Source organism: Pseudomonas sp. KBN10P06128, from assembly GCF_037574945.1.
In the GTDB taxonomy this organism is placed as follows: Bacteria; Pseudomonadota; Gammaproteobacteria; order Pseudomonadales; family Pseudomonadaceae; genus Pseudomonas; species Pseudomonas aeruginosa.
Map to the genome: position 1 here is coordinate 5,786,304 of NZ_JBBELR010000001.1, position 25,787 is coordinate 5,812,090.

Consider the following 25,787-nt stretch of genomic DNA (forward strand, 5'->3'; position numbering starts at 1 on the left):
CAACACTGAAGAAGCGAAACGTACAGGAGAACCGCCATGCTCTGGCGCAAAGGACGACGCAGTGACAACGTGATTGATGCCCGGGGCGAAGGAGGCGCAGGCGGCGGTGGCGGCATGCGCATCGGCGGCAAGGGCCTCAGCCTGGGTGGGGTGGCCATCGTGGTGGTGGTCGGCCTGCTGATGGGCCAGGACCCGATGCAGATCCTCGGGTCGCTGCTCGGCCAGATGGACAGCCCGGCGCCGGCCACCCAGCAGCAGGCCGGCGGTCGGGCCCCGGCGGCCAATGACGAGCAGAGCGAGTTCGTCCGCTCGATCCTCGGCGACACCGAGGACACCTGGGAACAGATCTTCGCCAGCGGCCAGGCACAATACCAACAGCCCAAGCTGGTGCTGTTCAGCAATGGGGTGAATTCCGCCTGCGGCTTCGCCTCGTCGGCCACCGGGCCGTTCTACTGTCCGGCCGACCGCCGGGTCTACCTCGACCTGGAATTCTTCCGCGAGATGGAACAGCGCTTCTCCGCCGCCGGCGACTTCGCCCAGGCCTATGTGATCGCCCACGAGGTCGGCCACCACGTGCAGAACCTGATGGGCATCTCGGCCAAGATCAACGCAGCCCGCCAGCGCGGCGCGCGCATGGAGGGCGCCAACGGCCTGTCGGTACGCCAGGAACTGCAGGCGGACTGCTTCGCCGGGGTCTGGGCCAACCGTGCACAGCAGCGGCTGAACTGGCTGGAGCCGGGCGACATCGAAGAAGCCCTGAACGCCGCCAACGCCATCGGCGACGATCGCCTGCAACGCCAGGGCCGCGGCATGGTGGTGCCGGATTCCTTCACCCATGGCTCCTCGGCGCAACGCATGCGCTGGTTCAAGACCGGCTTCGAGAGCGGCTCGCCGGCCAGTTGCGATACCTTCAAGGCCCAGACGCTCTGAGCCTCGCCGCCAGCCGGGCGCTTAGCGCCCCGGCTGGCTTCCCAGCGCATTCAACTGATCGGCCAGTTCCCTGGCCTCGTAGACCGAAGCCAACCCGTCGAGATAGACCTTGCCGTTGCGGATCGGCTCGCGCACCCGCGGCGCCAGGCGCAGGCGCCCGTCCACCAGTACCGCGAGAGTGCGCCCCCGGGCCTCGCCGGTCAGCGCGGCCAGGCGGCGGGCGGCCGGTTCGGTGAAGGTGACTTCGACGCCGGGTCGACCGTTCTGGTCGTACAGGACCTCGGCGCGGAGTACGTCAGCCTGGGTCAGGCTGGGCTTCAGCGCCACCAGCATGGCCTTGCCCTGCGGGTCGGCCAGGGTGCGGAACGCCGCGGAAGGCGTGCAGGCGGTGGCATAGACCCCGAAGCTGTGCTGCGGGATCGGCAGCGGATCGCTGGCGCAGGCGGCCAGCAGCAGCGCCAGGCCCAGCGGAAGGAGTGCGAGTTTCGAGCGTTTCATGATGAGGTACTGCAGAAAACCTGGGCGGAGCGTCCGTCCGGACGCCAACGCCTATGTTAACGCCGCCCGCGCCGGGCGGGCGAGCAGGCCCTTCCGCGAAGCGACGATCGACTAGACTGGCGGAAATTCACCCATCTCCCGCGAACTGGTATGATGCGCGCCTTTTCGAGCCGTATGAACCCCACGCAGGCCGCCGCGAGGCCCCTGGCGTGCGTGGGTCGTTTCATGCGGCTCGCGCATTTTCGGGACTCAGCCGTCTGCCGGGATCGTTCGCGATACCGCGCCGACGAGACAGCGATGCAACGCCCGCCACGCGGAAATTCGGTTTTCCCTGGTCGGCGGCCGGCTCCGCGGCCGGCCACTTCTGCTGGCGCCATGGGGATCGTTGCAGAGCACATTCAGGGGAATCCAACATGCTGGAAAAGCTGTTTCAACTAAAGGCGCACAACACCACGGTGCGCACCGAGATCCTGGCGGGGATCACCACCTTCCTGACCATGGCCTACATCCTCTTCGTCAACCCGAGCATCCTCGGCGAGACCGGCATGGACAAGGGCGCGGTGTTCGTCGCCACCTGCCTGGCAGCGGCCATCGGCTCGACCATCATGGGCCTGATCGCCAACTACCCGATCGCCCTGGCCCCCGGCATGGGCCTCAACGCCTTCTTCACCTACACCGTGGTGCTGCACATGGGCCACAGCTGGCAGGTCGCGTTGGGCGCAGTGTTCATTTCCGCCACCATGTTCTTCCTGCTGTCGATCTTCCGCATCCGCGAATGGATCATCAACAGCATCCCCCTGCCGCTGCGCTCGGCGATCGCCGCCGGCATCGGCCTGTTCCTCGCACTGATCGCCCTGCAGAACGCCGGCATCGTGGTGGACAACCCGGCAACCCTGATCGGCATGGGCGACCTGACCAAGCCGGCGCCGATCCTCGCCACCCTCGGCTTCATCCTGATCGTCGCCCTGGAGGCGCGTAGCGTCACCGGCGCGGTGCTGATCGGTATCCTGGTGGTCACCGCCATCGCCATCCTGCTCGGCGTGACCCAGTTCGGCGGCGTGGTCTCGATGCCGCCGTCGCTGGCGCCGACCTTCCTCCAACTGGACATCAAGGGCGCGCTGGACATCGGCCTGGTCAGCGTGATCTTCGCCTTCCTCTTCGTCGACCTGTTCGACAACTCCGGCACCCTGATCGGCGTCGCCAAGCGCGCCGGACTGATGGGCAAGGACGGCCACATGCCGAAGATGGGCCGCGCGCTGATCGCCGACAGTACCGCCGCCATGGGCGGCTCGCTGCTGGGCACCTCGACCACCACCAGCTACATCGAGTCCGCCGCGGGCGTCAGCGCCGGCGGCCGCACCGGCCTGACCGCCATCGTCGTCGCCATCCTGTTCCTCCTCGCGCTGTTCTTCGCCCCGCTGGCCGGCAGCGTACCGGCCTTCGCCACCGCCCCGGCGCTGCTCTTCGTCGCCGTACTGATGGCCTCGGGCCTGGCAGAGATCGACTGGGAAGATATCACCGTCGCCGCGCCGGTGGTCGTCACCGCGCTGGCCATGCCGTTCACCTACTCGATCGCCACCGGCATCGCCTTCGGCTTCATATCCTGGACCGCGATCAAGGTGCTGTCCGGGCGCTGGCGCGAACTGAACCCGGCGCTGGTGATCCTCTCCGTCCTGTTCGTGATCAAGCTGGGCTTCTTCAACGCATGAGCCGTCCACAGTTCGACCCCAGCGCCTACGCCGCGCAACTGGAAGACAAGAAGTCCCGCCTCGCCGGATTGCTGGCCCCGTTCGCGGCACCCGCGCCGGAGGTCTTCGAGTCGCCGCGCGAGCATTACCGGCTGCGCGCCGAATTCCGCCTGTGGCGGGAAACCGGCAACGAGAAGCGTTACTACGCGATGTTCGAGCAGGGCGACAAGCACACGCCGATCCTGATCGAGGATTTCCCCATCGCCAGCCGCCGCATCAACGAACTGATGCCGCGCCTGAAGGCGGCCTGGGCCGACCCGGCGCTGGGCTTCAAGCTGTTCCAGGTGGAGTTTCTCACCACCCTGGCCGGCGACGCGCTGATCACCCTCTGCTACCACCGGCCGATCGACGACGCCTGGCGACAGGCAGCGGAAAAGCTCGCGGCGGAACTGGGCGTGAACCTGGTCGGGCGTTCGCGCGGCAAGCGTATCGTCGTCGGACGCGACTATGTGGAGGAGGAACTGTCGGTCGCCGGCCGGCGCTTCCGCTACCGCCAGCCCGAGGGGGCTTTCACCCAGCCCAACGGCGAGGTCAACCAGAAGATGCTCGGCTGGGCCTACGAGGCGCTCGGCCAGCGCGACGACGACCTGCTCGAACTGTACTGCGGCAACGGCAACTTCACCCTGCCCCTGGCCACCCGGGTACGCAAGGTGCTGGCCACCGAGATCAGCAAGTCCTCGGTCAATGCGGCGCTGGCCAACCTGGCCGACAACGCGGTGGACAACGTCAGCCTGGTGCGCCTGTCGGCCGAAGAGCTGACCCAGGCGCTGAACGAGGTTCGCCCGTTCCGCCGCCTGGCCGACATCGACCTGAAGAGCTACGCCTTCGGCAGTGTCTTCGTCGATCCGCCACGAGCCGGCATGGATCCGGACACCTGCGAGCTGACCCGGCGCTTCGAGCGCATCCTGTACATTTCGTGCAACCCGGAAACCCTGGCGCAGAACATCGCTCAACTGCACGACACGCACCGGATCAGCCGCTGCGCGCTGTTCGACCAGTTCCCCTACACCCACCACATGGAAAGCGGCGTCCTGCTCGAACGCCGCTGAGCGAGTGGCCGCGCCCCACGGCGCGGCCATGCCTCAGAGTCGCACCGGGAGGCGCCGCGCCAGGTGCAATCCTTCCGTCGTCACCTCGGCGCCATAGGCCAGCACCTCGACGCCCGCTTGCGCCGCCTCGCGCAACGCCTTGCCATAGGCTGGATCGATCTCGTCGGCGGGGCGCACCGCCTCGACCCCGGAAAGGTTCACGCAGTACAGCTGCACCGCGCGGATCCCCTCCCGCGCCAGCGCCGCCAGTTCGCGCAGGTGCTTGGCGCCGCGCAGCGTCACCGCGTCGGGAAAGGCCGCCACGGCGGTTTCGTCGAAGCCCAGGGTGACGCTCTTCACCTCGATGAACAGTGCGCCCGTGGGGTATTCCAGGCGAAAGTCGGCGCGACTGTTCTCCACGCCGTAGGCCACTTCCCGGCGCAGAGCGGTGAAACCGGCAAGCTCCGCGATGTCCCCGGCCAGCAGCGCCTCCTCTACCAGGCGGTTGGCCCGCGCCGTGTTGACGCAGGCCAGGCGGCCCTGCGGGGTCTCGCTCAGCTCCCAGGTCCCCGGCAGCTTGCGCTTGGGGTCGTTGGAGCGGCTGAACCAGACCCGGCAGCCTTCGCTCATGCAATTGAGCATCGAACCGGTATTCGGACAGTGGATGGTCAGGCGCTCGCCGCCGGCGCTCTTGATATCGGCGAGGAAACGCTTGTAGCGACGCAGCAGGCGGCCTTCTTCCAGTGGCTGCTCGAAACGCATCAGGGCCGCCAGTTCTTCAGGCCGCGGGCGATCCGCTCCACCGCTTCCTGCAGGCGCGGCAGGTTCTGGGTATAGGCGAAACGCACGTGGTGGCCGGCCTGGTGGCGGCCGAAATCCAGCCCCGGGGTGAAGGCCACGTGCTCGGTCTCGATGAAGTGCTTGCAGAAGGCGTAGGCATCGCCGCCGAACGCACTGATATCGGCGTAGAGATAGAAGGCGCCTTCCGGCTCCACGGCGATCCCGAAACCCAGCTCGCGCAGGGCCGGCAGGAGGAAGTCGCGACGGCGGGCGAACTCTTCGCGACGCTCTTCGAGAATGGCGATGGTGGTCGGCTCGAAACAGGCCAGCGCGGCCTGCTGGGCCATGCTCGGCGCGCTGATGTAGAGGTTCTGCGCCAGCTTCTCCAGCTCAGGCACCGCCGCTGCCGGCGCCACCAGCCAGCCCAGGCGCCAGCCGGTCATGCCGAAATACTTGGAAAAACTATTCAGGACGAAAGCGTCGTCGTCGACTTCCAGCACCGAGGCGGCGTCCACGCCATAGGTCAGGCCGTGATAGATCTCGTCCACCACCAGGTGCCCGCCGCGGGCCTTCAAGGCGCCCGACAGGCCGGCCAGTTCGTCGCGATCGAGCAGGGTCCCGGTCGGATTCGCCGGCGTCGCCACCAGAGCGCCTACACTGTCTGAATCCCAGTGTCGCTCGATGAGATCCGGCGTCAGTTGGTAACGGCTGTCCGGCCCCACCGGCACCAGTTGCGCGGCGCCTTCCACCAGGCGCAGGAAATGCCTGTTGCACGGGTAGCCCGGGTCGGCGAGCAACCAGTGGCGGCCGGGGTCGACCAGCAAGCTGCTGGCCAGCAGCAGGGCGCCGGAGCCGCCCGGAGTGACCAGCACGCGCTGCGGGTCGAGGTCGACCCCGTAGCGTTCGCCGTAGAATTTCGCGATCGCCTCGCGCAGCGCCGGCAGGCCGCGGGCGGCGGTGTAGCGGGTATGCCCGGCGGCCAGGGCGGCGCGCCCGGCCTCGACGATCGGCTCGGCCGTGGTGAAGTCCGGCTCGCCGATCTCCAGGTGGATCACATCGTGGCCGGCGGCCTGCAACTCGTTGGCCCGCGCCAGCAGGGCCATGACATGGAAAGGCTCGATGGCCCGACTGCGCGCGCTATAGGAGGTAGCCATGGATATTCCGAACTTTGCGAGGAAAAACCGATTCTAACCAAGCCATTACGCGGGCGACACCAGCCTCGACAACCGGGAGTAGCGCCAAGGTTATCGTTCTGGTAAGTTCGCCCGCTTGCGACCGCGGGGCCGGAGAGCCGGCGAGGGAACCCTGCCGCGGACAGGATTAGCGAAAGTGAGAGGCGGCCATTCATGTCCACCAAAGCAAAACAACAGAGCAGCCAGCAGATGACCCGCGGCTTCGAACCCTATCAGGAAACCAAGGGCGAGGAGTACATGAGCGAGCGCATGCGCGCGCACTTCACCGCGATCCTGAACAAATGGAAACAGGAGCTGATGGAAGAGGTCGACCGTACCGTGCATCACATGCAGGACGAAGCGGCCAACTTCCCCGATCCGGCCGACCGCGCCAGCCAGGAAGAAGAATTCAGCCTGGAACTGCGCGCCCGCGACCGCGAGCGCAAGCTGATCAAGAAGATCGACGAGACCCTGCAACTGATCGAAGACGAAGAGTACGGCTGGTGCGACTCCTGCGGCGTCGAGATCGGCATCCGTCGCCTGGAGGCGCGCCCCACCGCGACCCTCTGCATCGACTGCAAGACCCTCGCGGAAATCCGCGAGAAGCAACTCGGCTCCTGAGCCGGACCGACGGGGCGCCAAGGCGCCCCGTTTCGTTTCCGCCGTTCCCCGCCGCACCGCCCGCGCCATGAGCTCTTCCTATGTAGGCCGCTTCGCCCCGACGCCCAGCGGCTACCTGCACTTCGGTTCCCTGGTGGCGGCCGTCGCCTCCTACCTGGACGCGCGTGCCGTCGGCGGCCGCTGGCTGGTGCGCATGGAAGACCTCGACCCGCCCCGCGAAGTCCCGGGCGCCCAGCAGGCGATCCTGGAAACCCTGGAGCGCTACGGCTTCGAATGGGACGGCGCGGTGGAGCGGCAGAGCGAACGCTTCCCGGCCTACGCCGCAGTGGTCGAGCAACTGCTGTGCAGCGGCCTGGCCTACGCCTGCACTTGCTCGCGCAAACAGCTTGAGGGATTCGCCGGGATCTACCCGGGCTTCTGCCGCGACGCCGGGCACGCCCGCGAGGACGCGGCGATCCGCCTGCGCGTGCCGGAGCTGGAATATCGCTTCGTCGACCGCGTGCAGGGCGAAGTCCGCCAGCATCTCGGCCGCGAGGTCGGCGATTTCGTCATCCAGCGCCGCGATGGCTTCTACGCCTACCAACTGGCGGTGGTGCTGGACGACGCCTGGCAGGGCATCACCGACATCGTCCGCGGCGCCGACCTGCTCGACTCGACCCCGCGCCAGCTTTACCTCCAGGAACTGCTGGGGCTGAGCCAGCCGCGCTACCTGCACGTGCCGCTGATCGTCCAGCCGGACGGGCACAAGCTCGGCAAGTCCTACCGCTCCCCACCACTGCCCGCCGAGCAGGCCGCCGCGCCGCTGACCCGCGCCCTGCGCGCGCTCGGCCAGCGGCCGCCGGCCGAACTGGCCCAGGCCAGCGCCAGCGAGGCGCTGGCCTGGGGCGTGGCGCACTGGGACGCCACGCGCATCCCGCGCTGCGCTACCCTTCCCGAGGAACGCCTGTAGCCCGCCCGGCGGCTTGCCGGCACCCACCCGCAGCCTGTAGCCTGCCGGCCCAAGCATGAGGGAAGCGGCATGTACATCTACCGACTGGTCCTGCTCCTGGTCGTGGGCATCTATCTCTTTTCCCCCGCCATCATGGACTGGTGGATCGACCCCAACGGCGCCTGGTACCGCCCGTACCTGCTGTGGCTGATCCTCATCGTGGTCACTTTCATCCTGCAGAGCCAGCGCGATGCTGACGAGCTTTAGCCTGACCCAGCTGATCCTGATCAGCGTCGCCTACCTCTCCACCCTCTTCGGCATCGCCTGGATCACCGAGCGCGGCTACGTGCCGCGCCGGCTGGTACGCCACCCGCTGGTCTACACCCTGTCGCTGGGCGTCTACGCCAGTGCCTGGGCGTTCTACGGCACGGTAGGCCTGGCCTACCAGTACGGCTACGGGTTCCTCGCCATCTACCTGGGGATTTCCGGGGCCTTCCTGCTCGCCCCGGTGCTGCTCTATCCGATCCTGCGGGTGACACGCGCCTACCAGCTGTCCTCGCTGGCCGACCTCTTCGCCTTCCGTTTCCGCAGTACCTGGGCCGGCGCCCTGACCACGCTGTTCATGCTGATCGGCGTGCTGCCGATGCTGGCCCTGCAGATCCAGGCGGTCACCGACTCGATCAGCATTCTCACCCGCGACCCGGCCCAGGAGCGGGTCGCATTCGTCTTCTGCACCCTGATCACCCTGTTCGCGATCCTCTTCGGCGCTCGCCACATCGCCACCCGCGAACGCCACGAGGGACTGGTGTTCGCCATCGCCTTCGAGTCGCTGGTCAAGCTGGTGATGCTCGGCAGTATCGGCCTCTACGCCCTGTACGGCGTCTTCGGCGGGCCGGAAGGCCTGGAAGTCTGGCTGCTGCAGAACCAGACCGCGCTGACCACCCTGCACACGCCGCTGGCCGAGGGTCCATGGCGAACGCTGCTGCTGGTGTTCTTCGCCGCGGCCATCGTGATGCCGCACATGTTCCACATGATCTTCACCGAGAACCTCAACCCGCGCGCGCTGATTTCCGCCAGCTGGGGCCTGCCGCTGTTCCTGCTGCTGATGAGCCTTGCGGTACCGCCGATCCTCTGGGCCGGGCTGCGCCTCGGCGCCTCGACCACACCGGAGTACTACACCATCGGCCTCGGCCTGGCGGTGGACAGCCCGGCCCTGGCCCTGGCCGCCTTCATCGGCGGCATCTCCGCCGCCAGCGGGCTGACCATCGTGATGACCCTGGCGCTCTCGGGAATGGTCCTCAACCACCTGGTGCTGCCGCTCTACCAGCCGCCGGCGCAGGGCAACATCTACCGCTGGCTGAAATGGACCCGGCGCCTGCTGATCGTCGCCATCATCATGGCCAGCTACGCCTTCTACCTGCTGCTGGGCGCCGAACAGGACCTCTCCAACCTGGGCATAGTGTCCTTCGTCGCCACCCTGCAATTCCTTCCCGGCGCCCTCTCGGTGCTGTACTGGCCGACCGCCAACCGCCGCGGCTTCATCTCCGGGCTGATCGCCGGCATGCTGGTCTGGGCGATCACCATGCTGCTGCCCCTGATGGGGAACGTACAGGGCCTGTACCTGCCGCTGTTCGACGTGATCTACGTGCTGGACGACTCCAACTGGCACCTGGCGGCGCTGTCCTCGCTGGCGGCCAACGTGCTGGTGTTCACCCTGGTCTCGCTGTTCACCGAGGCCAGCGACGAGGAAAAAGGTGCTGCCGAGGCCTGCGCGGTGGACAACGTACGCCGTCCGCAACGCCGCGAACTGTTCGCCGGCTCGCCGCAGGAGTTCGCCAGCCAGCTGGCCAAGCCGCTGGGCGCCAAGACCGTGCAGAAGGAGGTCGAGCAGGCCCTGCGCGATCTCCACCTGCCCTTCGACGAACGTCGCCCCTATGCCCTGCGTCGCTTGCGCGACCGTATCGAGGCGAACCTTTCCGGGCTGATGGGTCCCAGTGTCGCCCAGGACATCGTGGAGACCTTCCTTCCCTACAAGACCAGCGAAGAAAGCTATGTCACCGAGGACATCCACTTCATCGAGAGCCGCCTGGAGGACTATCACTCCCGGCTGACTGGCCTGGCTGCCGAACTCGACACCCTGCGCCGCTACCACCGGCAGACCCTGCAAGACCTGCCGATGGGCGTCTGCTCCCTGGCCAAGGACCAGGAAGTGCTGATGTGGAACCGCGCCATCGAGGAACTCACCGGGGTCGGCGCGCAGAAGGTCGTCGGTTCGCGCCTGTCGGCCTTGCCCGAACCCTGGAAGGGCCTGCTGGAACGTTTCATCGACGCCCCCGACGAGCACCTGCACAAACAGCGCCTGGTCTACGACGGCCACACCCGCTGGCTGAACCTGCACAAGGCGGCCATCGAGGAACCCCTGGCGCCGGGCAACAGCGGCCTGGTGCTACTGGTGGAAGACCTCACCGAAACCCAACTGCTGGAAGACAAGCTGGTCCACTCCGAGCGCCTGGCTTCCATCGGCCGCCTTGCCGCCGGGGTAGCCCACGAGATCGGCAATCCGATCACCGGCATCGCCTGCCTGGCGCAGAACCTGCGCGAGGAACGCGAAGGCGACGGCGAGCTGACCGAGATCAGCGAGCAGATCCTCGACCAGACCAAGCGCGTATCGCGCATCGTCCAGTCGTTGATGAGCTTCGCCCACTCCGGCAGCCACCTGCAGGCCCTGGAACCGGTGTGCCTGAGCGAAGTCGCCCAGGAGGCCATCGGACTGCTGTCGCTGAACCGGCGTAGCGTCGAAGTAGAGTTCTTCAACCTCTGCGATCCGGCGCACTGGGTCGAGGGCGACTCGCAGCGCCTGGCCCAGGTGCTGATCAACCTGCTCTCCAATGCTCGCGACGCCAGCCCGCCGGGCGGCGCGATCCGGGTCCGCAGCGAAGCCTCGGAACATACCGTGGACCTGGTCGTCGAGGACGAGGGCAGCGGCATCCCGAAGGCGATCATGGACCAGTTGTTCGAACCGTTCTTCACCACCAAGGACCCCGGCAAGGGGACCGGGCTCGGCCTCGCACTGGTCTATTCGATCGTGGAAGAGCATTATGGACAGATAACCATCGAGAGCCCGACGGATCACCAGCGAGAAGGCGGCACCCGCTTCCGCGTGACCCTGCCGCGGCACCCTGGCCCGACGGCCGAGCTGTAGACGAGCACGTCGAGAGAGCTGAATACATGGCACATATTCTGATCGTCGAAGACGAAACCATTATCCGATCTGCATTGCGACGCCTGCTGGAGCGCAACCAGTACCAGGTCAGCGAAGCCGGCTCGGTGCAGGAAGCCCAGGAGCGCTACACCATCCCCTCCTTCGACATGGTGGTCAGCGACCTGCGCCTGCCGGGCGCCCCCGGCACCGAACTGATCAAGCTCGCCGAAGGCATTCCGGTGCTGATCATGACCAGCTACGCCAGCCTGCGTTCGGCGGTGGATTCGATGAAGATGGGCGCGGTGGACTACATCGCCAAGCCTTTCGACCACGACGAAATGCTCCAGGCCGTGGCGCGCATCCTCAAGGACCGCCAGGAGAACCGCAGCGCGGCCCCGGTCTCCGCCAACGGCGGCAAGGCCGGCGGCGAGCGCGGCGCCAGCCCGGCGGCAGCCGACGGCGAGATAGGCATCATCGGCTCCTGTGCGCCGATGCAAGAGCTGTACAGCAAGATTCGCAAGGTCGCGCCGACCGACTCCACGGTACTGATCCAGGGCGAGTCCGGCACCGGCAAGGAACTGGTCGCCCGCGCCCTGCACAACCTGTCGAAGCGCGCCAAGGCGCCGCTGATCTCGGTGAACTGTGCGGCGATTCCGGAAACCCTGATCGAATCCGAGCTGTTCGGCCATGAAAAAGGCGCCTTCACCGGTGCCAGCGCCGGGCGCGCCGGGCTGGTCGAAGCGGCCGACGGCGGCACCCTGTTCCTCGACGAGATCGGCGAGCTGCCGCTGGAGGCCCAGGCCCGCCTGCTGCGCGTATTGCAGGAAGGCGAGATCCGCCGGGTCGGCTCGGTGCAATCGCAGAAGGTCGACGTGCGCCTGATCGCCGCCACCCACCGCGACCTGAAGACCCTGGCCAAGACCGGGCAATTCCGCGAAGACCTCTATTACCGCCTGCATGTGATCTCGCTGAAGCTGCCCGCCCTGCGCGAGCGTGGCAACGACGTGATGGAGATCGCCCGCGCCTTTCTGGCTCGCCAGTGCACCCGGATGGGGCGCGCGCCGCTCAGCTTCGCCCACGACGCCGAACAGGCGATCCGCCATTACCCATGGCCGGGCAACGTGCGCGAGCTGGAAAACGCCATCGAGCGGGCGGTGATCCTCAGCGAGAGCCAGGAAATCCACGCCGACCTGCTGGGTATCGACATTGAGCTGGACGACCTCGAGGACGACTTCGCCGCCGACCTCGGCCTCGGCCCGGCGGGCGCCGCGGCCAGCAACCACGAGCCCACCGAGGACCTCTCGCTGGAAGACTACTTCCAGCACTTCGTCCTCGAGCACCAGGACCACATGACCGAGACCGAGCTGGCCCGCAAGCTGGGCATCAGCCGCAAATGCCTGTGGGAACGCCGCCAGCGCCTGGGCATTCCGCGACGCAAATCAGGGGCCTCGGCCGACTCGTAACACCCTGCAACCTGTTACCGCGGACGTGCCGCGTAACAGAAACCGGGTTCATCGGTAACGGGAACCCGGTTTTTTTGTGCCCTCCGCCGACCCACCAAAAACCTCAACCCCTTGATTTTACTGGGTTTCGAAAAACTGGCACGGCATCTGCTTATGTATTGGCACAACAACAATAACAAGCAACGACGAAGACAATAAAAACAACACGTAACGACTCCAGCACAACAAAAACAAAATCGCGGAGGCGCAGCTAACTGATTCTTTTGGAGAGGAGTTGCTGTCGGGACCCGTCCCGCAGCCAGTCGGAAGAAGAATAAAACTGCCTCGAGGCAGCGCACAGACTGGTTGGATCGCTCGACGATCATGGCAGCATCAGCGACCAAAGCAATCCGTTTGCTATTGAACTCCCAGCCTGGGAGATATCCCTGAAGCGACTGGCTCAAGGGACGGGTCGACAAACAAAAACAACAAGCCCGAAATCATAATAAAAACAAAGCACGCACCTACTTGGGGGGGAGCTTCGGCTCCCCCAGTAGCTTCACCCCTCCCTCCGTTTTCCCCGTTTTTCCTTCGCCTTACACCATTTCCCCATCCAATGCTAGAATCCGCGCAGACTATGCGGCCATCCGCATGCCTTGCCAGATTCACCGCAGCCTTCCCGGCCCTCTCCCGCTTCGCGGGAACAGGATGTACGGCCCCTGTTCGTTTCTGTCAGGATGCATGGCGCAGTCGGTTCCGGCGCCCGGGATGCCCTGTGCGTCGCGGGGCCAAACATTCAACGGGTACAGAACACGCCTCGCCCGAGAGGTCCTGATAATGCCGCAGCATTACCCGACGTCCGTCCTGTTTGAGCAACGCAGGCGTGCAATCACCCACATCGTGCTCCCGATAACACATCCATGCTGAAAAAGCTGATCCAGACCATTCGTTCCCCCCTGCGCCGTCCGCGCGCCGTCCGTACAACCCCGGAAGTCATCGGTAACAACCAGCATTCCCTGCGCCGGGACCAGTTCAGCCGGAACGCCGTCAAGGTCGTCGAGATCCTCCAGCGGGCCGGCTACCAGGCCTACGTGGTCGGGGGCTGCGTACGCGACCAGATGCTCGGCATCGCTCCCAAGGACTTCGATGTCGCCACCAGCGCCACGCCGGAGCAGGTCCGCGCCGAATTCCGCAACGCGCGGATCATCGGCCGCCGCTTCAAACTGGTACACGTGCACTTCGGCCGCGAGATCATCGAGGTCGCCACCTTCCGCGCCCATCATCCGGAAGGCCAGGACGATGGCGATAGCCGCGCGTCCAGCAACGAAAGCGGCCGCATCCTGCGCGACAACGTCTATGGCAGCCTGGAAGACGACGCCCAGCGCCGCGACTTCACCATCAATGCCCTGTACTTCGACGTCACCAGCGAGCGGCTGCTGGACTACGCCAATGGCGTTCACGACATCCGCAATCGCCTGATCCGCCTGATCGGCGATCCGGAGCAGCGTTATCTGGAAGACCCGGTGCGGATGCTGCGGGCGGTACGTTTCGCCGCCAAGCTCGACTTCGAGATCGAAAAGCACAGCGCCGCGCCGATTCGCCGGCTGGCCCCGCTGCTGCGGGAAATCCCTTCGGCGCGCCTGTTCGACGAGGTGCTCAAGCTGTTCCTCGCCGGCCGGGCCGAGCGCACTTTCGAGCTGCTGGTCGAGTACGAACTGTTCGCGCCGCTGTTCCCGGCCAGCGCCAAGGCACTGCAGGCCAACCCCGACTACACCGGCAAGCTGATCCGCCAGGCCCTGGCCAATACCGATGCGCGCATTCGCCAGGGCAAGCCGGTAACCCCGGCCTTCCTCTTCGCCGCACTGCTCTGGCCGGCCCTGCCGGCGCGCGTCGCGCAGTTGCAGGAGAAAGGCATGCCGGCCATCCCAGCGATGCAGGAAGCCGCCCACGAACTGATCAGCGAACAGTGCCAGCGGATCGCCATTCCCAAGCGTTTCACCCTGCCGATCCGCGAGATCTGGGATATGCAGGAACGTCTGCCGCGACGCCAGGGCAAGCGCGCCGACCTGCTCCTGGAAAACCCGCGCTTCCGCGCCGGCTACGACTTCCTCCTGCTGCGCGAAAGCGCCGGCGAGGAAACCGAAGGGCTTGGCCAATGGTGGACCGATTACCAGGAAGTCAGCGACAGCGAGCGGCGCAACATGATCCGCGACCTGGTCAGCCAGGAAGACGGCAGCGCCCCGCGCAAGCGTCGCCGCGGCGGCAACAGCGGCCGTCGGCGCCGCGGGCCGCGCAAGGAAGGCAGCGGCGGAAGCGGCGAATGATCCAGCGCGTCTACGTGGCGCTGGGCAGCAACCTGGCCGAACCGCGCGAGCAGATCCAGGCTGCCCTCGATGCCTTCGAGCGGCTTCCCGAGACCCGCCTGGTCGCCGTCTCGCCGCTCTATATCAGCGACCCGCTCGGCCCCGCCGACCAGCCGCGCTTCGTCAACGGCGTGGCGGCCCTCGACACCAACCTGGCGCCGCTCGACCTGCTCGACGCCCTGCAGGCCATCGAACTGGAACAGGGGCGCGTCCGCGACCTGCGCTGGGGTCCGCGCACGCTCGACCTGGACATCCTGCTGTTCGGCGAACAATTGCTCGACCTGCCGCGCCTGAAGGTGCCGCACTACCACATGCAGGCGCGCGCTTTCGTGCTCTATCCCCTCGCCGATCTCGCCCCCGACCTGCGCCTGCCCGATGGCCGCCACCTGCCGGAGCTGCTCGCGGCCTGTCCGTTCGAGGGCATCGAACGCCTTCCGGGCGCCTGACCCTGCCTGCCCGCCGCTGCGCGGATACCTCGCGGCGGGCTCTTCACACTGTTACCGAAAAGCTGACGAAGGACGCCGCGGATGGGCGTACACTGCGCGCGCAACCGCAGGCGGCGCGGCGTTCGGCAATGGCAGTAACGCCGTAACAATGCGGTAACACCTGCAATTGACTTCGAGCCACCCCATCCGGACTATAAGTGGCCGTTTGCCCCGCGCCGGCTCATCACCGGCCCAACGAGGAGCCTTTCCATGCCTGATGTAACCCTGACCACCCTGCAAGGGTTGAAGCAGAGCGGCGAGAAGATCGCCATGCTGACCTGCTACGACGCCACCTTCGCCCACACCGCCAGCCAGGCCGGCGTGGACGTGCTTCTGGTCGGAGATTCGCTCGGAATGGTATTGCAGGGTCACGACAGCACCCTGCCGGTCAGCAACGAGGAAATGGCCTATCACACGGCCTGCGTGAAACGCGGTAACAAAGGTTCCCTGATCGTCACCGACCTGGCCTTCGAATCCAGCCATTCCGTGGCCCAGACCCTTGCCGACGCGGTCCGCCTGATGCAGGCCGGCGCACACATGGTCAAGCTGGAGGGTGGGGCCTGGCTGGCGGAGCCGATCGCCCGCCTGGCACAGATGGGCGTGCCGGTCTGCGCGCATCTCGGCCTGACCCCGCAGGCGGTCAACCTGTTCGGCGGCTTCAAGGTCCAGGGCCGCCAGGAAACTCAGGCGCGCCAGTTGCGCGCCGATGCCATCGCCCTGGAGCAGGCCGGCGCCGCCATGCTGCTGCTGGAGTGCGTGCCCAGCGTGCTGGCCGAAGAGATCACCCAGGCGGTGAAGATCCCGGTGATCGGGATTGGCGCCGGTGCGGCGACCGATGGCCAGGTGCTGGTCATGCACGACATGCTGGGTCTCTCGCTGACCGGCCGCTCGCCCAAGTTCGTCAAGGATTTCATGCAAGGCCAGGAGAGCATCCCAGCCGCCATCGCGGCCTACGTCCGCGCCGTCAAGGACGTGTCCTTCCCCGCCGCCGAACACGGATTCAACGCATGAACACCGTCAAGACCGTCCGTGAACTGCGAGCCGCGGTGGCGCGCGCCCGCAGCGAAGGCAAGCGCATCGGCTTCGTGCCGACCATGGGCAACCTCCACGCCGGCCATGCCGCGCTGGTAAAGAAAGCCGGCGAACGCGCCGACTTCGTGGTCGTCAGCATCTTCGTCAACCCGCTGCAATTCGGCCCCAGCGAAGACCTCGACAAATACCCGCGAACCCTCGCAGCCGACCAGGAACGCCTGCTCGAAGCCGGCTGCCACCTGCTGTTCACCCCGACCGTCGAGGAAATGTACCCCGACGGCATGGACGGGCAGACCCGCATCCATGTTCCCGGCGTCTCCGAAGGCCTTTGCGGCGCCAGTCGTCCCGGCCATTTCGAAGGCGTGGCGACCGTGGTCAGCAAGCTGCTTAACATGGTCCAGCCGGACCTCGCGCTGTTCGGCGAAAAGGATTTCCAGCAGTTGGCGGTGATCCGCAAGCTGGTCCGCGACCTCAACCTGCCGGTGCAGATCTTCGGCGAGCCGACGGTGCGCGCCGCCGATGGCCTGGCGTTGTCCTCGCGCAACGGTTACCTCGACGAGCAGCAGCGCGCCGCCGCCCCGGCGATCTACCGCACCCTTCGGCAGCTCGGCGAACGCATCCGCGCCGGCGCCGAGGACTTCCCGGCATTGCTCGCCGACGCCCGCCAGGCCCTGGAACAGGCCGGGCTGCGCCCCGACTACCTGGAAATCCGCGAGCCGATCAGCCTGCGCCCCGGGGTACCCGGCGACCGCCAACTGGTGATCCTGGTCGCCGCCTACCTGGGCAGTACCCGGCTGATCGACAACCTCTCAGTCCACCTCGATTGACGCATGCCGAGCCCCCGGTTCCCGGGGGCTTGAGCGCTCACCACGGACTCGCCATACTCTGCCGCCCCCCGCGGACCCGATAGGAGTCGCCCCATGCACGCCATCATGCTCAAAGCCAAGTTGCATCGCGCCGAAGTCACCCATGCCGTCCTCGACTACGAAGGCTCCTGCGCCATCGACGGCGATTGGCTGGACCTCTCCGGAATCCGCGAGTACGAACAGATCCAGATCTACAACGTCGACAACGGCGAGCGCTTCACCACCTATGCGATCCGCGCCGAGAACGGCTCGAAGATGATCTCGGTGAACGGCGCCGCGGCACATAAGGCCAAGGTCGGCGACCGCGTGATCATCTGCGCCTACGCACACTACAGCGAAGCCGAACTGGCCAGCCACAAGCCGCGCATGCTGTACATGGCGCCGGGCAACCAGCTCAGCCATACCAGCGAGGCGATTCCGATACAGGTCGCCTGACCTCGCCCCTCTGGATAAAGCCCGGTTTCATCCGGGCTTTTTCATGTTCAAATAAGTGCGCCATCGAATTCCAACCAGAAGGTCAGCCATGAAGCACCACCTCACTCCGCTGGATGCCACGCAACTCGACAGTTGGCGCGCCCTGGCCGCCCATCGCCAGGAACTGCAGGACTTCAGGATGCGCCAGGCGTTCATCGAGGATCCGGAGCGCTTCAAGCGGTTTTCCTTCAGCGCCTGTGGGCTGTTCCTCGACTTCTCGAAGAACCTGATTCGCCAGGACACCATCGACCTGCTGGTGAAGCTGGCCGAGGAGGCACGGCTGAGCGACGCAATCAGGGCGATGTTCGACGGCGAGGCGATCAATGCCTCCGAACGCCGGCCGGTACTGCATACCGCGCTGCGTCGACCGATCGGCGACAAGGTGCTGGTCGATGGCGTCGACGTGATGCCGGAAGTCCACCGCGTCCTGCACCAGATGACCGAGCTGGTAGGCTACGTGCACAACGGCCTGTGGCGCGGCCATACCGAAAAGCCGATCACCGACGTGGTGAACATCGGCATCGGCGGCTCCTTCCTCGGCCCGCAACTGGTATCCGAAGCCTTGCTGCCGTTCGCCCAGAAAGGCGTGCGCTGCCACTACCTGGCGAACATCGACGGTAGCGAGTTCCATGAACTGGCCAGCCGCCTGAACGCCGAGACCACCCTGTTCATCGTTTCCTCCAAGTCCTTCGGGACCCTGGAAACCCTGAAGAACGCCCAGGCCGCACGCGCCTGGTACCTGGCCCAGGGCGGCACCGAGGAAGAGCTTTACCGCCATTTCATCGCCGTCTCCAGCAACAAGGAGGCCGCGATCGCCTTCGGCATCCGCGAGGAAAACATCTTCCCCATGTGGGACTGGGTCGGCGGCCGCTACTCGCTGTGGTCGGCCATCGGCCTGCCGATCGCCATGTCCATCGGCATCTCCAACTTCAAGGAACTGCTGTCCGGCGCCTACAACATGGACCAGCATTTCCAGACCGCGCCGTTCGAACGCAACATCCCGGTGCTGCTCGGCCTGCTCGGCGTCTGGTACGGCGACTTCTGGGGCGCGAACAGCCACGCGATCCTGCCCTACGACTACTATCTGCGGAATATCACCGACCACCTGCAACAACTGGACATGGAATCCAACGGCAAGAGCGTGCGCCAGGACGGCACGCCAGTCACCAGCGGCACCGGGCCGGTGATCTGGGGTGGTGTCGGCTGCAACGGCCAGCACGCCTACCATCAGTTGCTGCACCAGGGCACCCAGTTGATCCCGGCGGACTTCATCGTCCCGGTGAGCAGCTACAACCCGGTGGCCGACCATCACCAGTGGCTGTACGCCAACTGCCTGTCGCAGAGCCAGGCGCTGATGCTCGGCAAGAGCCGCGAGGAGGCCGAGGCCGAACTGCGCGCCAAGGGCCTGCCGGAAGCCGAAGTGCAGCGCCTGGCGCCGCACAAGGTGATCCCGGGCAACCGACCGAGCAACACCCTGGTGGTCGAGCGCATCAGCGCCCGCCGCCTCGGCGCGCTGATCGCCATGTACGAGCACAAGGTCTACGTACAGAGCATCCTCTGGGGCATCAACGCCTTCGACCAATGGGGCGTGGAGCTTGGCAAGGAACTCGGCAAGGGTGTCTATTCGCGTCTGGTCGGCAGCGAGGAAACCCCGGCCGAGGACGCCTCCACCCAAGGCCTGATCGACTTCTTCCGCGGCCGCCATCGCGGCTGATCCGCCTCTCCCCAAAGCCCGGCCCTAGGCCGGGCTTTTTCATTCCGTCCGGCGATTGACCCCGGCGCCTTCCCCGCTCGCGCCTTTGGCACTTGAACATGGCACTCGCCTGGCCCACCCTTGGTCGAACCTGAAGAGGGGCCGCGTGCGGTCTCTCGACACCTTGCGGAGCAGAAAAACAAAGGAAACCGCCATGTTCGAGATCAGCGTCCACCCGGTGCCGGACGCCGTCCGCCAGCGTGCCTACCTGAACGACGACGACTACCAGCGCCTGTACCGCCAATCCGTCGAGAACCCCGACGAGTTCTGGGGCGAGCAGGCCAAGGCCTTCCTCGATTGGTTCAAGCCCTGGCACAGCGTCCACCACGGCGACCTGAGGAAAGGCCAGGCCACCTGGTTCAAGGGCGGCCAGTTGAACGTCGCCTACAACTGCATCGACCGCCACCTGGAACGCCGCGGCGAACAGATCGCGATCGTCTGGGAAGGCGACAACCCCAGCGAATCCGCGCACATCACCTACCGCAAGCTGCACCACAACGTCTGCCGCCTGGCTAACGTGCTGAAGAGCCGCGGCGTGGAAAAGGGCGACCGGGTCTGCATCTACATGCCGATGATTCCCGAGGCCGCCTACGCCATGCTCGCCTGCGCCCGCATCGGGGCGGTGCACTCGGTGGTGTTCGGCGGCTTCTCGCCGGACTCGCTGCGCGACCGCATCCTCGATGCCGACTGCCGCACCGTGATCACCGCCGACGAGGGCGTGCGCGGCGGCAAGTACATCCCGCTGAAGCAGAATGTGGAAAAGGCGCTGAAGGACTGCCCGGACGTCTCCACCGTGGTGGTGGTCGAGCGCACCCAGGGCGACATACCCTGGGTCGAAGGCCGCGACATCTGGTACCACGAGGCGCTCCACGCGGCCTCAGCCGACTGCCCGGCGGAAGCGATGGACGCCGAGGACCCGCTGTTCATCCTCTATACCTCCGGCAGCACCGGCAAGCCGAAGGGCGTATTGCACACCACCGGGGGCTACCTGCTCGGCGCGGCGATGACCCACAAGTACGTGTTCGACTACCACGATGGCGACGTCTACTGGTGCACCGCCGACGTCGGCTGGGTCACCGGACACAGCTATATCGTCTACGGCCCGCTGGCCAACGGCGCCACCACCCTGATGTTCGAGGGCGTGCCCAACTACCCGGACGCCTCGCGTTTCTGGCAGGTGATCGACAAGCACCAGGTGAATATCTTCTACACCGCGCCGACCGCGATCCGCGCGCTGATGCGCGAAGGCGACGCCCCGGTCCGCCAGACCTCGCGCAGCAGCCTGCGCCTGCTCGGCTCGGTGGGCGAGCCGATCAACCCGGAGGCCTGGGAGTGGTACTACCAGGTGGTCGGCGAGAAGCGCTGCCCCATCGTCGACACCTGGTGGCAGACCGAGACCGGCAGCATCCTGATCACCCCGTTGCCCGGCGCCACTGCGCTGAAGCCAGGCTCGGCGACCCGCCCGTTCTTCGGCGTGCAACCCGTGCTGCTCGACGAGAAAGGCAAGGAAATCGACGGCGCGGGCAGCGGCGTACTGGCGATCAAGGCCAGTTGGCCGAGTCAGATCCGCAGCGTCTACGGCGACCACCAGCGGATGATCGACACCTACTTCAAGCCCTACCCCGGGTATTACTTCAGCGGCGACGGCGCGCGCCGCGACGAGGACGGCTACTACTGGATCACCGGCCGGGTCGACGACGTGATCAATGTCTCCGGACACCGGATCGGCACCGCCGAGGTCGAGAGCGCGCTGGTCCTGCACGATGCGGTGGCCGAGGCGGCAGTGGTCGGCTGCCCGCATGACGTGAAGGGCCAGGCCATCTACGCGTTCGTCACCCTGATGGCCGGCAGTCAGCCCAGCGAGGCGCTGCAACAGGAATTGCTGGCCCTGGTCGGCAAGGAGATCGGCAGCTTCGCCAAGCCGGATCACCTGCAATGGGCGCCCAGCCTGCCGAAGACCCGCTCCGGCAAGATCATGCGGCGTATCCTGCGCAAGATCGCCTGCAACGAGCTGGACAGTCTCGGCGATACCTCGACCCTGGCCGATCCGGGAGTGGTGCAGGGGTTGATCGACAACCGCCTCAACCGCTGACCCGCGCAACCGTCCCGCCGCCCTGCGGCGCGGGACGGTTCCAGTCTCTCCGGCGCCTGGGTTAAGCTCGTGCCTGCCCCGTCGTAGCGAGCCCCCATGGAAAGCGTCCGTCGCCATATCGAAAGCCAGGTGCTGAGCCTTACCGGGCTCGCCGTCGGCGGTGTCGACTTCGAGTTGCCGAAAGGCGATCCGGGCCTGTTCGGCCCCGACGCCGCCTGCTGGAAGGTCCACGGCGACTTCAGCAGCATGATGATCGGCGGCATCGGAGCGCTGCTCCTGCAGATGCTCCATCCGCTGGCCCTGGCGGGGGTGTGGGACCACTCCAATTTCCGCGACGACCTGCTCGGGCGCCTGCGTCGTACCGGTCAGTTCATCTCGGCCACCACCTACGGCCCGCTGGCCGATGCCGAGCGACTGATCGAGCGGGTCCGGCGCATCCACGAAAGCGTCATTGGCCAGTTGCCCGACGGCACGCCCTACTCCGCCAGCGACCCGGACCTGCTGACCTGGGTGCATGTCGCCGAGGTCAGCAGCTTTCTCAAGTCCTACCTGCGCTATCTCAATCCCGACCTGCCGGGCAGCGAGCAGGACCGTTACTACTCGGAAATCGCCCTGGTCGCCGAACGCCTCGGCGCCCGCGCGGTGCCGCGCGACCGCGAGCAGATCGCCGCCTACCTGGAGGCCATGCGTCCACGCCTGCGTTGCGACGAACGCACCCGCGAAGTGGTGCGGATTCTCTTCAACGCACCAGCGCCCAGCACCCTGGCCAGGCCGTTCGGCGCGCTGATGCTGCGCGCAGGCGCCGAGCTGTTGCCGGACTGGGCCGGATCGATGCTCGACCTCCCGTTCAGTCCGCTGCAACGCCGCCTGATCCGCGGCAGCGTCAGGCGCAGCGTACCCTTGCTGCGCTGGGCGGTGCGCAACGCTTCGATGCATCGAGCCTGCCGGCGCATGGGTCTGCCGCCAGTGAGCCACTGAACTTTCGTGCCGTGACAGCAAGAATACCCGTCCAAAGGCTCTGAAACGGCGCGAATCACGGTCGGAACCTTGAGGCCGTGCCATACTCCAACGCACCGCTTAGAACGGAAAACGAAAGAGAGCCATGCCCAAAGGACTGAAACGCGCTGTCAGCGCCCTGCTGATCACCTTCCTCGTCTATTGCCTGCTGGGCTTCCTGCTCATACCCGGCATCGGGCTGCGCGTCGCCAACCAGCAACTGGCGCAATACGCCACCGTCCCCGCACGTCTCGAACGTATCGAATTCAACCCCTTCAGCCTGGAATTGACCCTTTGGGGTCTGCGCCTGGGCGAGGAGAAGAACCCCCAGCTCGCCTTCCGCCGGCTGTACGCCAACCTGCAGCTGGACAGCCTGTGGAAACGCCAGCTGCACCTGGCCGACGTCGAGCTGGAAGGTCCGCATACCGAACTGCTGTTCGACGAGAAGGGCCAGCTCAACCTGGCCAGCCTGTTCAGGATCCCGCCGAGCGAATCGCCCGAGCCTGAACAGCCGAGCGATCCGTTCCCGCTGCGCATCGACCGCATCCAACTGGCCGAGGGCAGCCTGCACTTCCAGGACCTGCGACCGAGCGAGCCGGTGGACTTCAGCTTCGATCCGCTGGGCTTCGAGCTGCACAACCTCAGCACCCTGCCCGACGACGGCGCGAAGATGACCCTGCTCGCCACCGGCCCGAACGGCGGCCGCCTCGACTGGGAAGGCGACCTGACCCTGGTGCCGATCACGTCCAGGGGCCACCTGAGCGTCAAGGATATCCAGCTCAAGGCCTGGTGGCCCTATGTCCGCGACAATGCCCCGCTGGTGCTGGAGAACGGCGTGGTCAGCCTCTCCAGCGACTATCGCCTGGACCTGTCCAAGGACACCCAGCTGCTGCTCGACAAGGCCGCGCTGAAACTCGCCGACTTCAGCATCAATTCGCCCCAGGGCAAGCCGCTGGCCAAGCTCGCCAGCCTCGACGTGGCCGCTACCACCCTGGACCTGGCCAAGCAGGAAGTGGTGCTCGGCGAAGTCCGTAGCCAGGGCCTGGAAGCCTGGGCCGCGCGCGAGAAGGACGGCCAGCTCGACTGGCAGAAACTGTTCGCCGACTTCACTCCGCCGCCACGCAAGGCGCCTGCACCCAAGCCGGCGGAAAACACCGATCCCGCCGCTGCCCCGACCGACGCGGCGAAGACCACCCGCGAACCGGCAACCGACGGTGCCGCCAAGGCAGCCGCGATAGCCTCGGGCGAAGCGAGCAAGGACAGGCCGGCGGAGAAGAACGCCAGCGTCGCCGAGACGGAAAGGGCAACGGACGACAAAGAGTCCGCCAAAGTCGCGGAAGGCGGCGCTGCCGATAAAGTAGCCAAGCAAGAGACGAGCGAGGCTCCGAAGACCGGCAAGGCAACCGGGCAGGAAACGGCCAAGACTGCGGAAATCGACAAGGCGGCCAGCGACTCTCCGCAACAGCTCGCCGACACTGCAAAGACGCCTCCGCCGGAAAGTACGAAAGCCGCCGCGGAGACGCCCGCCAAGCCCTGGCACATCGTCCTGCGCGACGCCCAGCTGCGCGGCTACAAGGCGCACCTGGTGGATCGCCAGCCGGCCACCGAGGTCCCGCTGGAAGTCGGCCCGCTGGACCTCGACCTGCAGAACGTCGACAGCCTCGGCAAGACCCCCTTCGACCTCAAGCTCAAGACCGGCCTCGGCAACCGCGGCCAGGTCCAGGCCAGCGGCCAGGTGGTGCTCGACCCGGTCAGCGCCAGGCTCAAGGTCAGTACCCGCGACATCGACCTGCGCGTGGCCCAGGCCTACATCTCGCCGTTCATCCGCCTGGAACTGCGCAGCGGCTTCCTTGGCAGCGAGCTGGCGGTCGACCTGAAGAGCGTCGAGCCGCTGGCCTTCAGCGTCGACGGCAGCGCCGAAGTCAGCCAGTTGCATACCCTGGATACCATCAAGGACCGCGACTTCGTCAAATGGACCAAGCTGACCCTCAACGGCCTCGCCTATCGGCACGAGGACAGCCTGTCGATCCAGAGCGTGTCCTTCGAGGAGCCCTACGCCCGCTTCATCATCAACGAAGATCGCAGCACCAACGTCAGCGAGCTGATCATCCCGCAACCGGCTAGTTCGTCCGGCAAGGCCGCCGCCGAAAGCAAGAACGCGCCGGCGAGCAAGCCGCTGGGCATCCACATCGGCGGCGTACGGATCAACAACGGCTCGGCGAACTTCGCCGACCTGACCCTGATGCCGCCGTTCGGTACCGCCATCCAGCAGCTCAGCGGCGAAGTCGGCACCCTCGACACGCGCAACTCGCAGCCGGCCAAGGTGGACATCAAGGGCAAGGTCGACAAGTACGCACCGGTGACCATCGCCGGCGAACTGGACCCATTCGACCCGCTGAAGAAGCTCGACATCACCACCAGCTTCAAGCGCGTCGAGCTGACCACCCTGACGCCCTATTCCGGCAAGTTCGCCGGCTACCGCATCCGCAAGGGGCGACTCAACCTGGACCTGCACTACCAGATCGAACGCAGCCAACTGAAGGCGGAAAACAAGGTCCTGCTGGAAGGCCTGCAACTCGGCGAGAAGGTCGACAGCCCGGATGCCGTGGACCTGCCGGTGAAGCTGGCGGTAGCCCTGCTCAAGGACACCAAGGGCAACATCGATATCCAGTTGCCGGTGGCCGGCGACCTGAACAACCCGGAGTTCAGCGTCATGCCGATCGTCTGGCAGACCCTGCGCAACCTGGTCCTGCGCGCCGTGCAGGCGCCGTTCAAGTTCATCGCCGGCCTCGCCGCCGGCGGCAACGAGGATCTCGGCACGGTACCCTTCGCCGCGGGCAGCGACGAGCTGACGCCGGAAGCCCAGGCCAACCTCGACAAGCTCGCCGATGCGCTCAAGGAGCGGCCGGCGCTGCGCCTGGAAGTGGAAGGCGTGGCCTCCGCCGCGGCTGACGGTCCCTCGATCGGCGCCAAGCGTCTCGAACTGGAATACCAGAACACCTACTACCGCATGCTCCAGCGTCGCGGCGACAAGGTCCCGAGCGACGCCAAGCAACTCGAGGTACCGGAGAACATGCAGGCACCGCTGCTCGAAGGCATCTACCGGACCCGCCTGAAGCAGCAGCCACCGGCCGAGTGGAAAGAACTGGACAGCGACGAACGCACCGCGAAGATGCGTGAAGCGGTGATCGCTTCCTGGGCCAAGAGCCAGGTGCTGCTGCGCCAGATCGGCCAGGCCCGGGCCACCCGGATCAAGGATTACCTGGTGGAGAAAGGCCAGTTGCCGGACGATCGCATCTACTTGATCGACGTCAGTTTCGCCGAAGGCGAAGACAAGGGTAATGTCGACACCCAATTGCACCTGGATAGCGAGTGAT

Annotated in this window: 20 protein-coding genes; 17 read left to right on the plus strand and 3 right to left on the minus strand. The window is 66.3% G+C overall.

The window, feature by feature from the left end; translation table 11 throughout:
- Positions 1-36 precede the first annotated feature (36 nt).
- Complete coding sequence (gene ypfJ / locus VQ065_RS26980; RefSeq protein WP_003095112.1) at positions 37-930, plus strand: KPN_02809 family neutral zinc metallopeptidase; 894 nt, start codon at positions 37-39, stop codon at positions 928-930.
- A gap of 21 nt (positions 931-951) precedes the next feature.
- On the opposite strand, the gene VQ065_RS26985 is transcribed toward ypfJ, so the two are convergent.
- A complete protein-coding gene (locus tag VQ065_RS26985; protein WP_014603535.1) occupies positions 952-1,428 on the minus strand; it encodes a SecDF P1 head subdomain-containing protein in 477 nt (158 codons plus the stop codon).
- A gap of 413 nt (positions 1,429-1,841) precedes the next feature.
- Between VQ065_RS26985 and VQ065_RS26990 the strand changes: the two genes are divergently transcribed.
- Together VQ065_RS26990 and trmA are read left to right on the plus strand one after the other, a co-directional pair.
- Positions 1,842-3,137 (plus strand): NCS2 family permease, encoded by a 1,296-nt coding sequence (locus tag VQ065_RS26990; RefSeq protein ID WP_003095114.1) that lies wholly within the window; start codon positions 1,842-1,844, stop codon positions 3,135-3,137.
- Positions 3,134-4,225: a tRNA (uridine(54)-C5)-methyltransferase TrmA gene (gene trmA / locus VQ065_RS26995; RefSeq protein WP_003095115.1), complete on the plus strand. Its 1,092-nt coding sequence runs from the start codon at positions 3,134-3,136 to the stop codon at positions 4,223-4,225. The genes VQ065_RS26990 and trmA overlap by 4 nt, the downstream gene beginning before the upstream one ends.
- Positions 4,226-4,258: 33 nt before the next feature.
- Here the strand turns inward: trmA and sfsA are convergent, their stop codons facing one another.
- Positions 4,259-4,966: a DNA/RNA nuclease SfsA gene (sfsA, locus tag VQ065_RS27000; protein ID WP_003095118.1), complete on the minus strand. Its 708-nt coding sequence runs from the start codon at positions 4,964-4,966 to the stop codon at positions 4,259-4,261.
- Positions 4,966-6,138 (minus strand): pyridoxal phosphate-dependent aminotransferase, encoded by a 1,173-nt coding sequence (locus tag VQ065_RS27005; protein ID WP_003095120.1) that lies wholly within the window; start codon positions 6,136-6,138, stop codon positions 4,966-4,968. The genes sfsA and VQ065_RS27005 overlap by 1 nt, the downstream gene beginning before the upstream one ends.
- Before the next feature lie 192 nt (positions 6,139-6,330).
- Between VQ065_RS27005 and dksA the strand changes: the two genes are divergently transcribed.
- The 14 genes from dksA (at position 6,331) to VQ065_RS27075 (ending at position 25,786) form a co-directional block, all read left to right on the plus strand.
- A complete protein-coding gene (dksA, locus tag VQ065_RS27010; protein WP_003095122.1) occupies positions 6,331-6,777 on the plus strand; it encodes an RNA polymerase-binding protein DksA in 447 nt (148 codons plus the stop codon).
- Positions 6,778-6,844: 67 nt separating this feature from the next.
- A complete protein-coding gene (gene gluQRS / locus VQ065_RS27015; RefSeq protein WP_014603534.1) occupies positions 6,845-7,726 on the plus strand; it encodes a tRNA glutamyl-Q(34) synthetase GluQRS in 882 nt (293 codons plus the stop codon).
- A 69-nt stretch (positions 7,727-7,795) separates the two neighbouring features.
- On the plus strand, positions 7,796-7,972 hold the full coding sequence (locus tag VQ065_RS27020) for a hypothetical protein (RefSeq protein ID WP_003095129.1): 177 nt from the start codon (positions 7,796-7,798) through the stop codon (positions 7,970-7,972).
- Positions 7,956-10,907, plus strand: coding sequence for a two-component system sensor histidine kinase CbrA (gene cbrA, locus VQ065_RS27025; protein WP_340080490.1), 2,952 nt, complete (start codon positions 7,956-7,958; stop codon positions 10,905-10,907). Before VQ065_RS27020 ends, cbrA begins: the two co-directional genes overlap by 17 nt.
- Before the next feature lie 26 nt (positions 10,908-10,933).
- Positions 10,934-12,370 carry a two-component system response regulator CbrB gene (cbrB, locus tag VQ065_RS27030; RefSeq protein WP_003095138.1) on the plus strand — a complete coding sequence of 479 codons (1,437 nt, stop codon included), beginning with the start codon at positions 10,934-10,936 and terminating at the stop codon, positions 12,368-12,370.
- 899 nt (positions 12,371-13,269) lie between these two features.
- On the plus strand, positions 13,270-14,673 hold the full coding sequence (locus VQ065_RS27035; protein WP_003095142.1) for a polynucleotide adenylyltransferase PcnB: 1,404 nt from the start codon (positions 13,270-13,272) through the stop codon (positions 14,671-14,673).
- Positions 14,670-15,158, plus strand: coding sequence for a 2-amino-4-hydroxy-6-hydroxymethyldihydropteridine diphosphokinase (folK, locus tag VQ065_RS27040; protein ID WP_003095144.1), 489 nt, complete (start codon positions 14,670-14,672; stop codon positions 15,156-15,158). Before VQ065_RS27035 ends, folK begins: the two co-directional genes overlap by 4 nt.
- Before the next feature lie 249 nt (positions 15,159-15,407).
- Positions 15,408-16,208, plus strand: a complete 801-nt coding sequence (panB, locus tag VQ065_RS27045) for a 3-methyl-2-oxobutanoate hydroxymethyltransferase (protein ID WP_003095147.1) — start codon at positions 15,408-15,410, stop codon at positions 16,206-16,208.
- On the plus strand, positions 16,205-17,056 hold the full coding sequence (panC, locus tag VQ065_RS27050) for a pantoate--beta-alanine ligase (RefSeq protein WP_003095149.1): 852 nt from the start codon (positions 16,205-16,207) through the stop codon (positions 17,054-17,056). Before panB ends, panC begins: the two co-directional genes overlap by 4 nt.
- A gap of 93 nt (positions 17,057-17,149) precedes the next feature.
- A complete protein-coding gene (gene panD / locus VQ065_RS27055; RefSeq protein ID WP_003095150.1) occupies positions 17,150-17,530 on the plus strand; it encodes an aspartate 1-decarboxylase in 381 nt (126 codons plus the stop codon).
- A gap of 88 nt (positions 17,531-17,618) precedes the next feature.
- On the plus strand, positions 17,619-19,283 hold the full coding sequence (gene pgi / locus VQ065_RS27060) for a glucose-6-phosphate isomerase (RefSeq protein WP_003095158.1): 1,665 nt from the start codon (positions 17,619-17,621) through the stop codon (positions 19,281-19,283).
- A gap of 193 nt (positions 19,284-19,476) precedes the next feature.
- The gene (gene acs / locus VQ065_RS27065; RefSeq protein WP_003095161.1) at positions 19,477-21,414 is read left to right on the plus strand and encodes an acetate--CoA ligase; all 1,938 of its coding nucleotides are present in this window, start codon (positions 19,477-19,479) and stop codon (positions 21,412-21,414) included.
- A gap of 96 nt (positions 21,415-21,510) precedes the next feature.
- Positions 21,511-22,392, plus strand: a complete 882-nt coding sequence (locus tag VQ065_RS27070) for an oxygenase MpaB family protein (RefSeq protein ID WP_003095162.1) — start codon at positions 21,511-21,513, stop codon at positions 22,390-22,392.
- 124 nt (positions 22,393-22,516) lie between these two features.
- On the plus strand, positions 22,517-25,786 hold the full coding sequence (locus VQ065_RS27075; protein ID WP_003095164.1) for a DUF748 domain-containing protein: 3,270 nt from the start codon (positions 22,517-22,519) through the stop codon (positions 25,784-25,786).
- Position 25,787 lies beyond the last annotated feature (1 nt).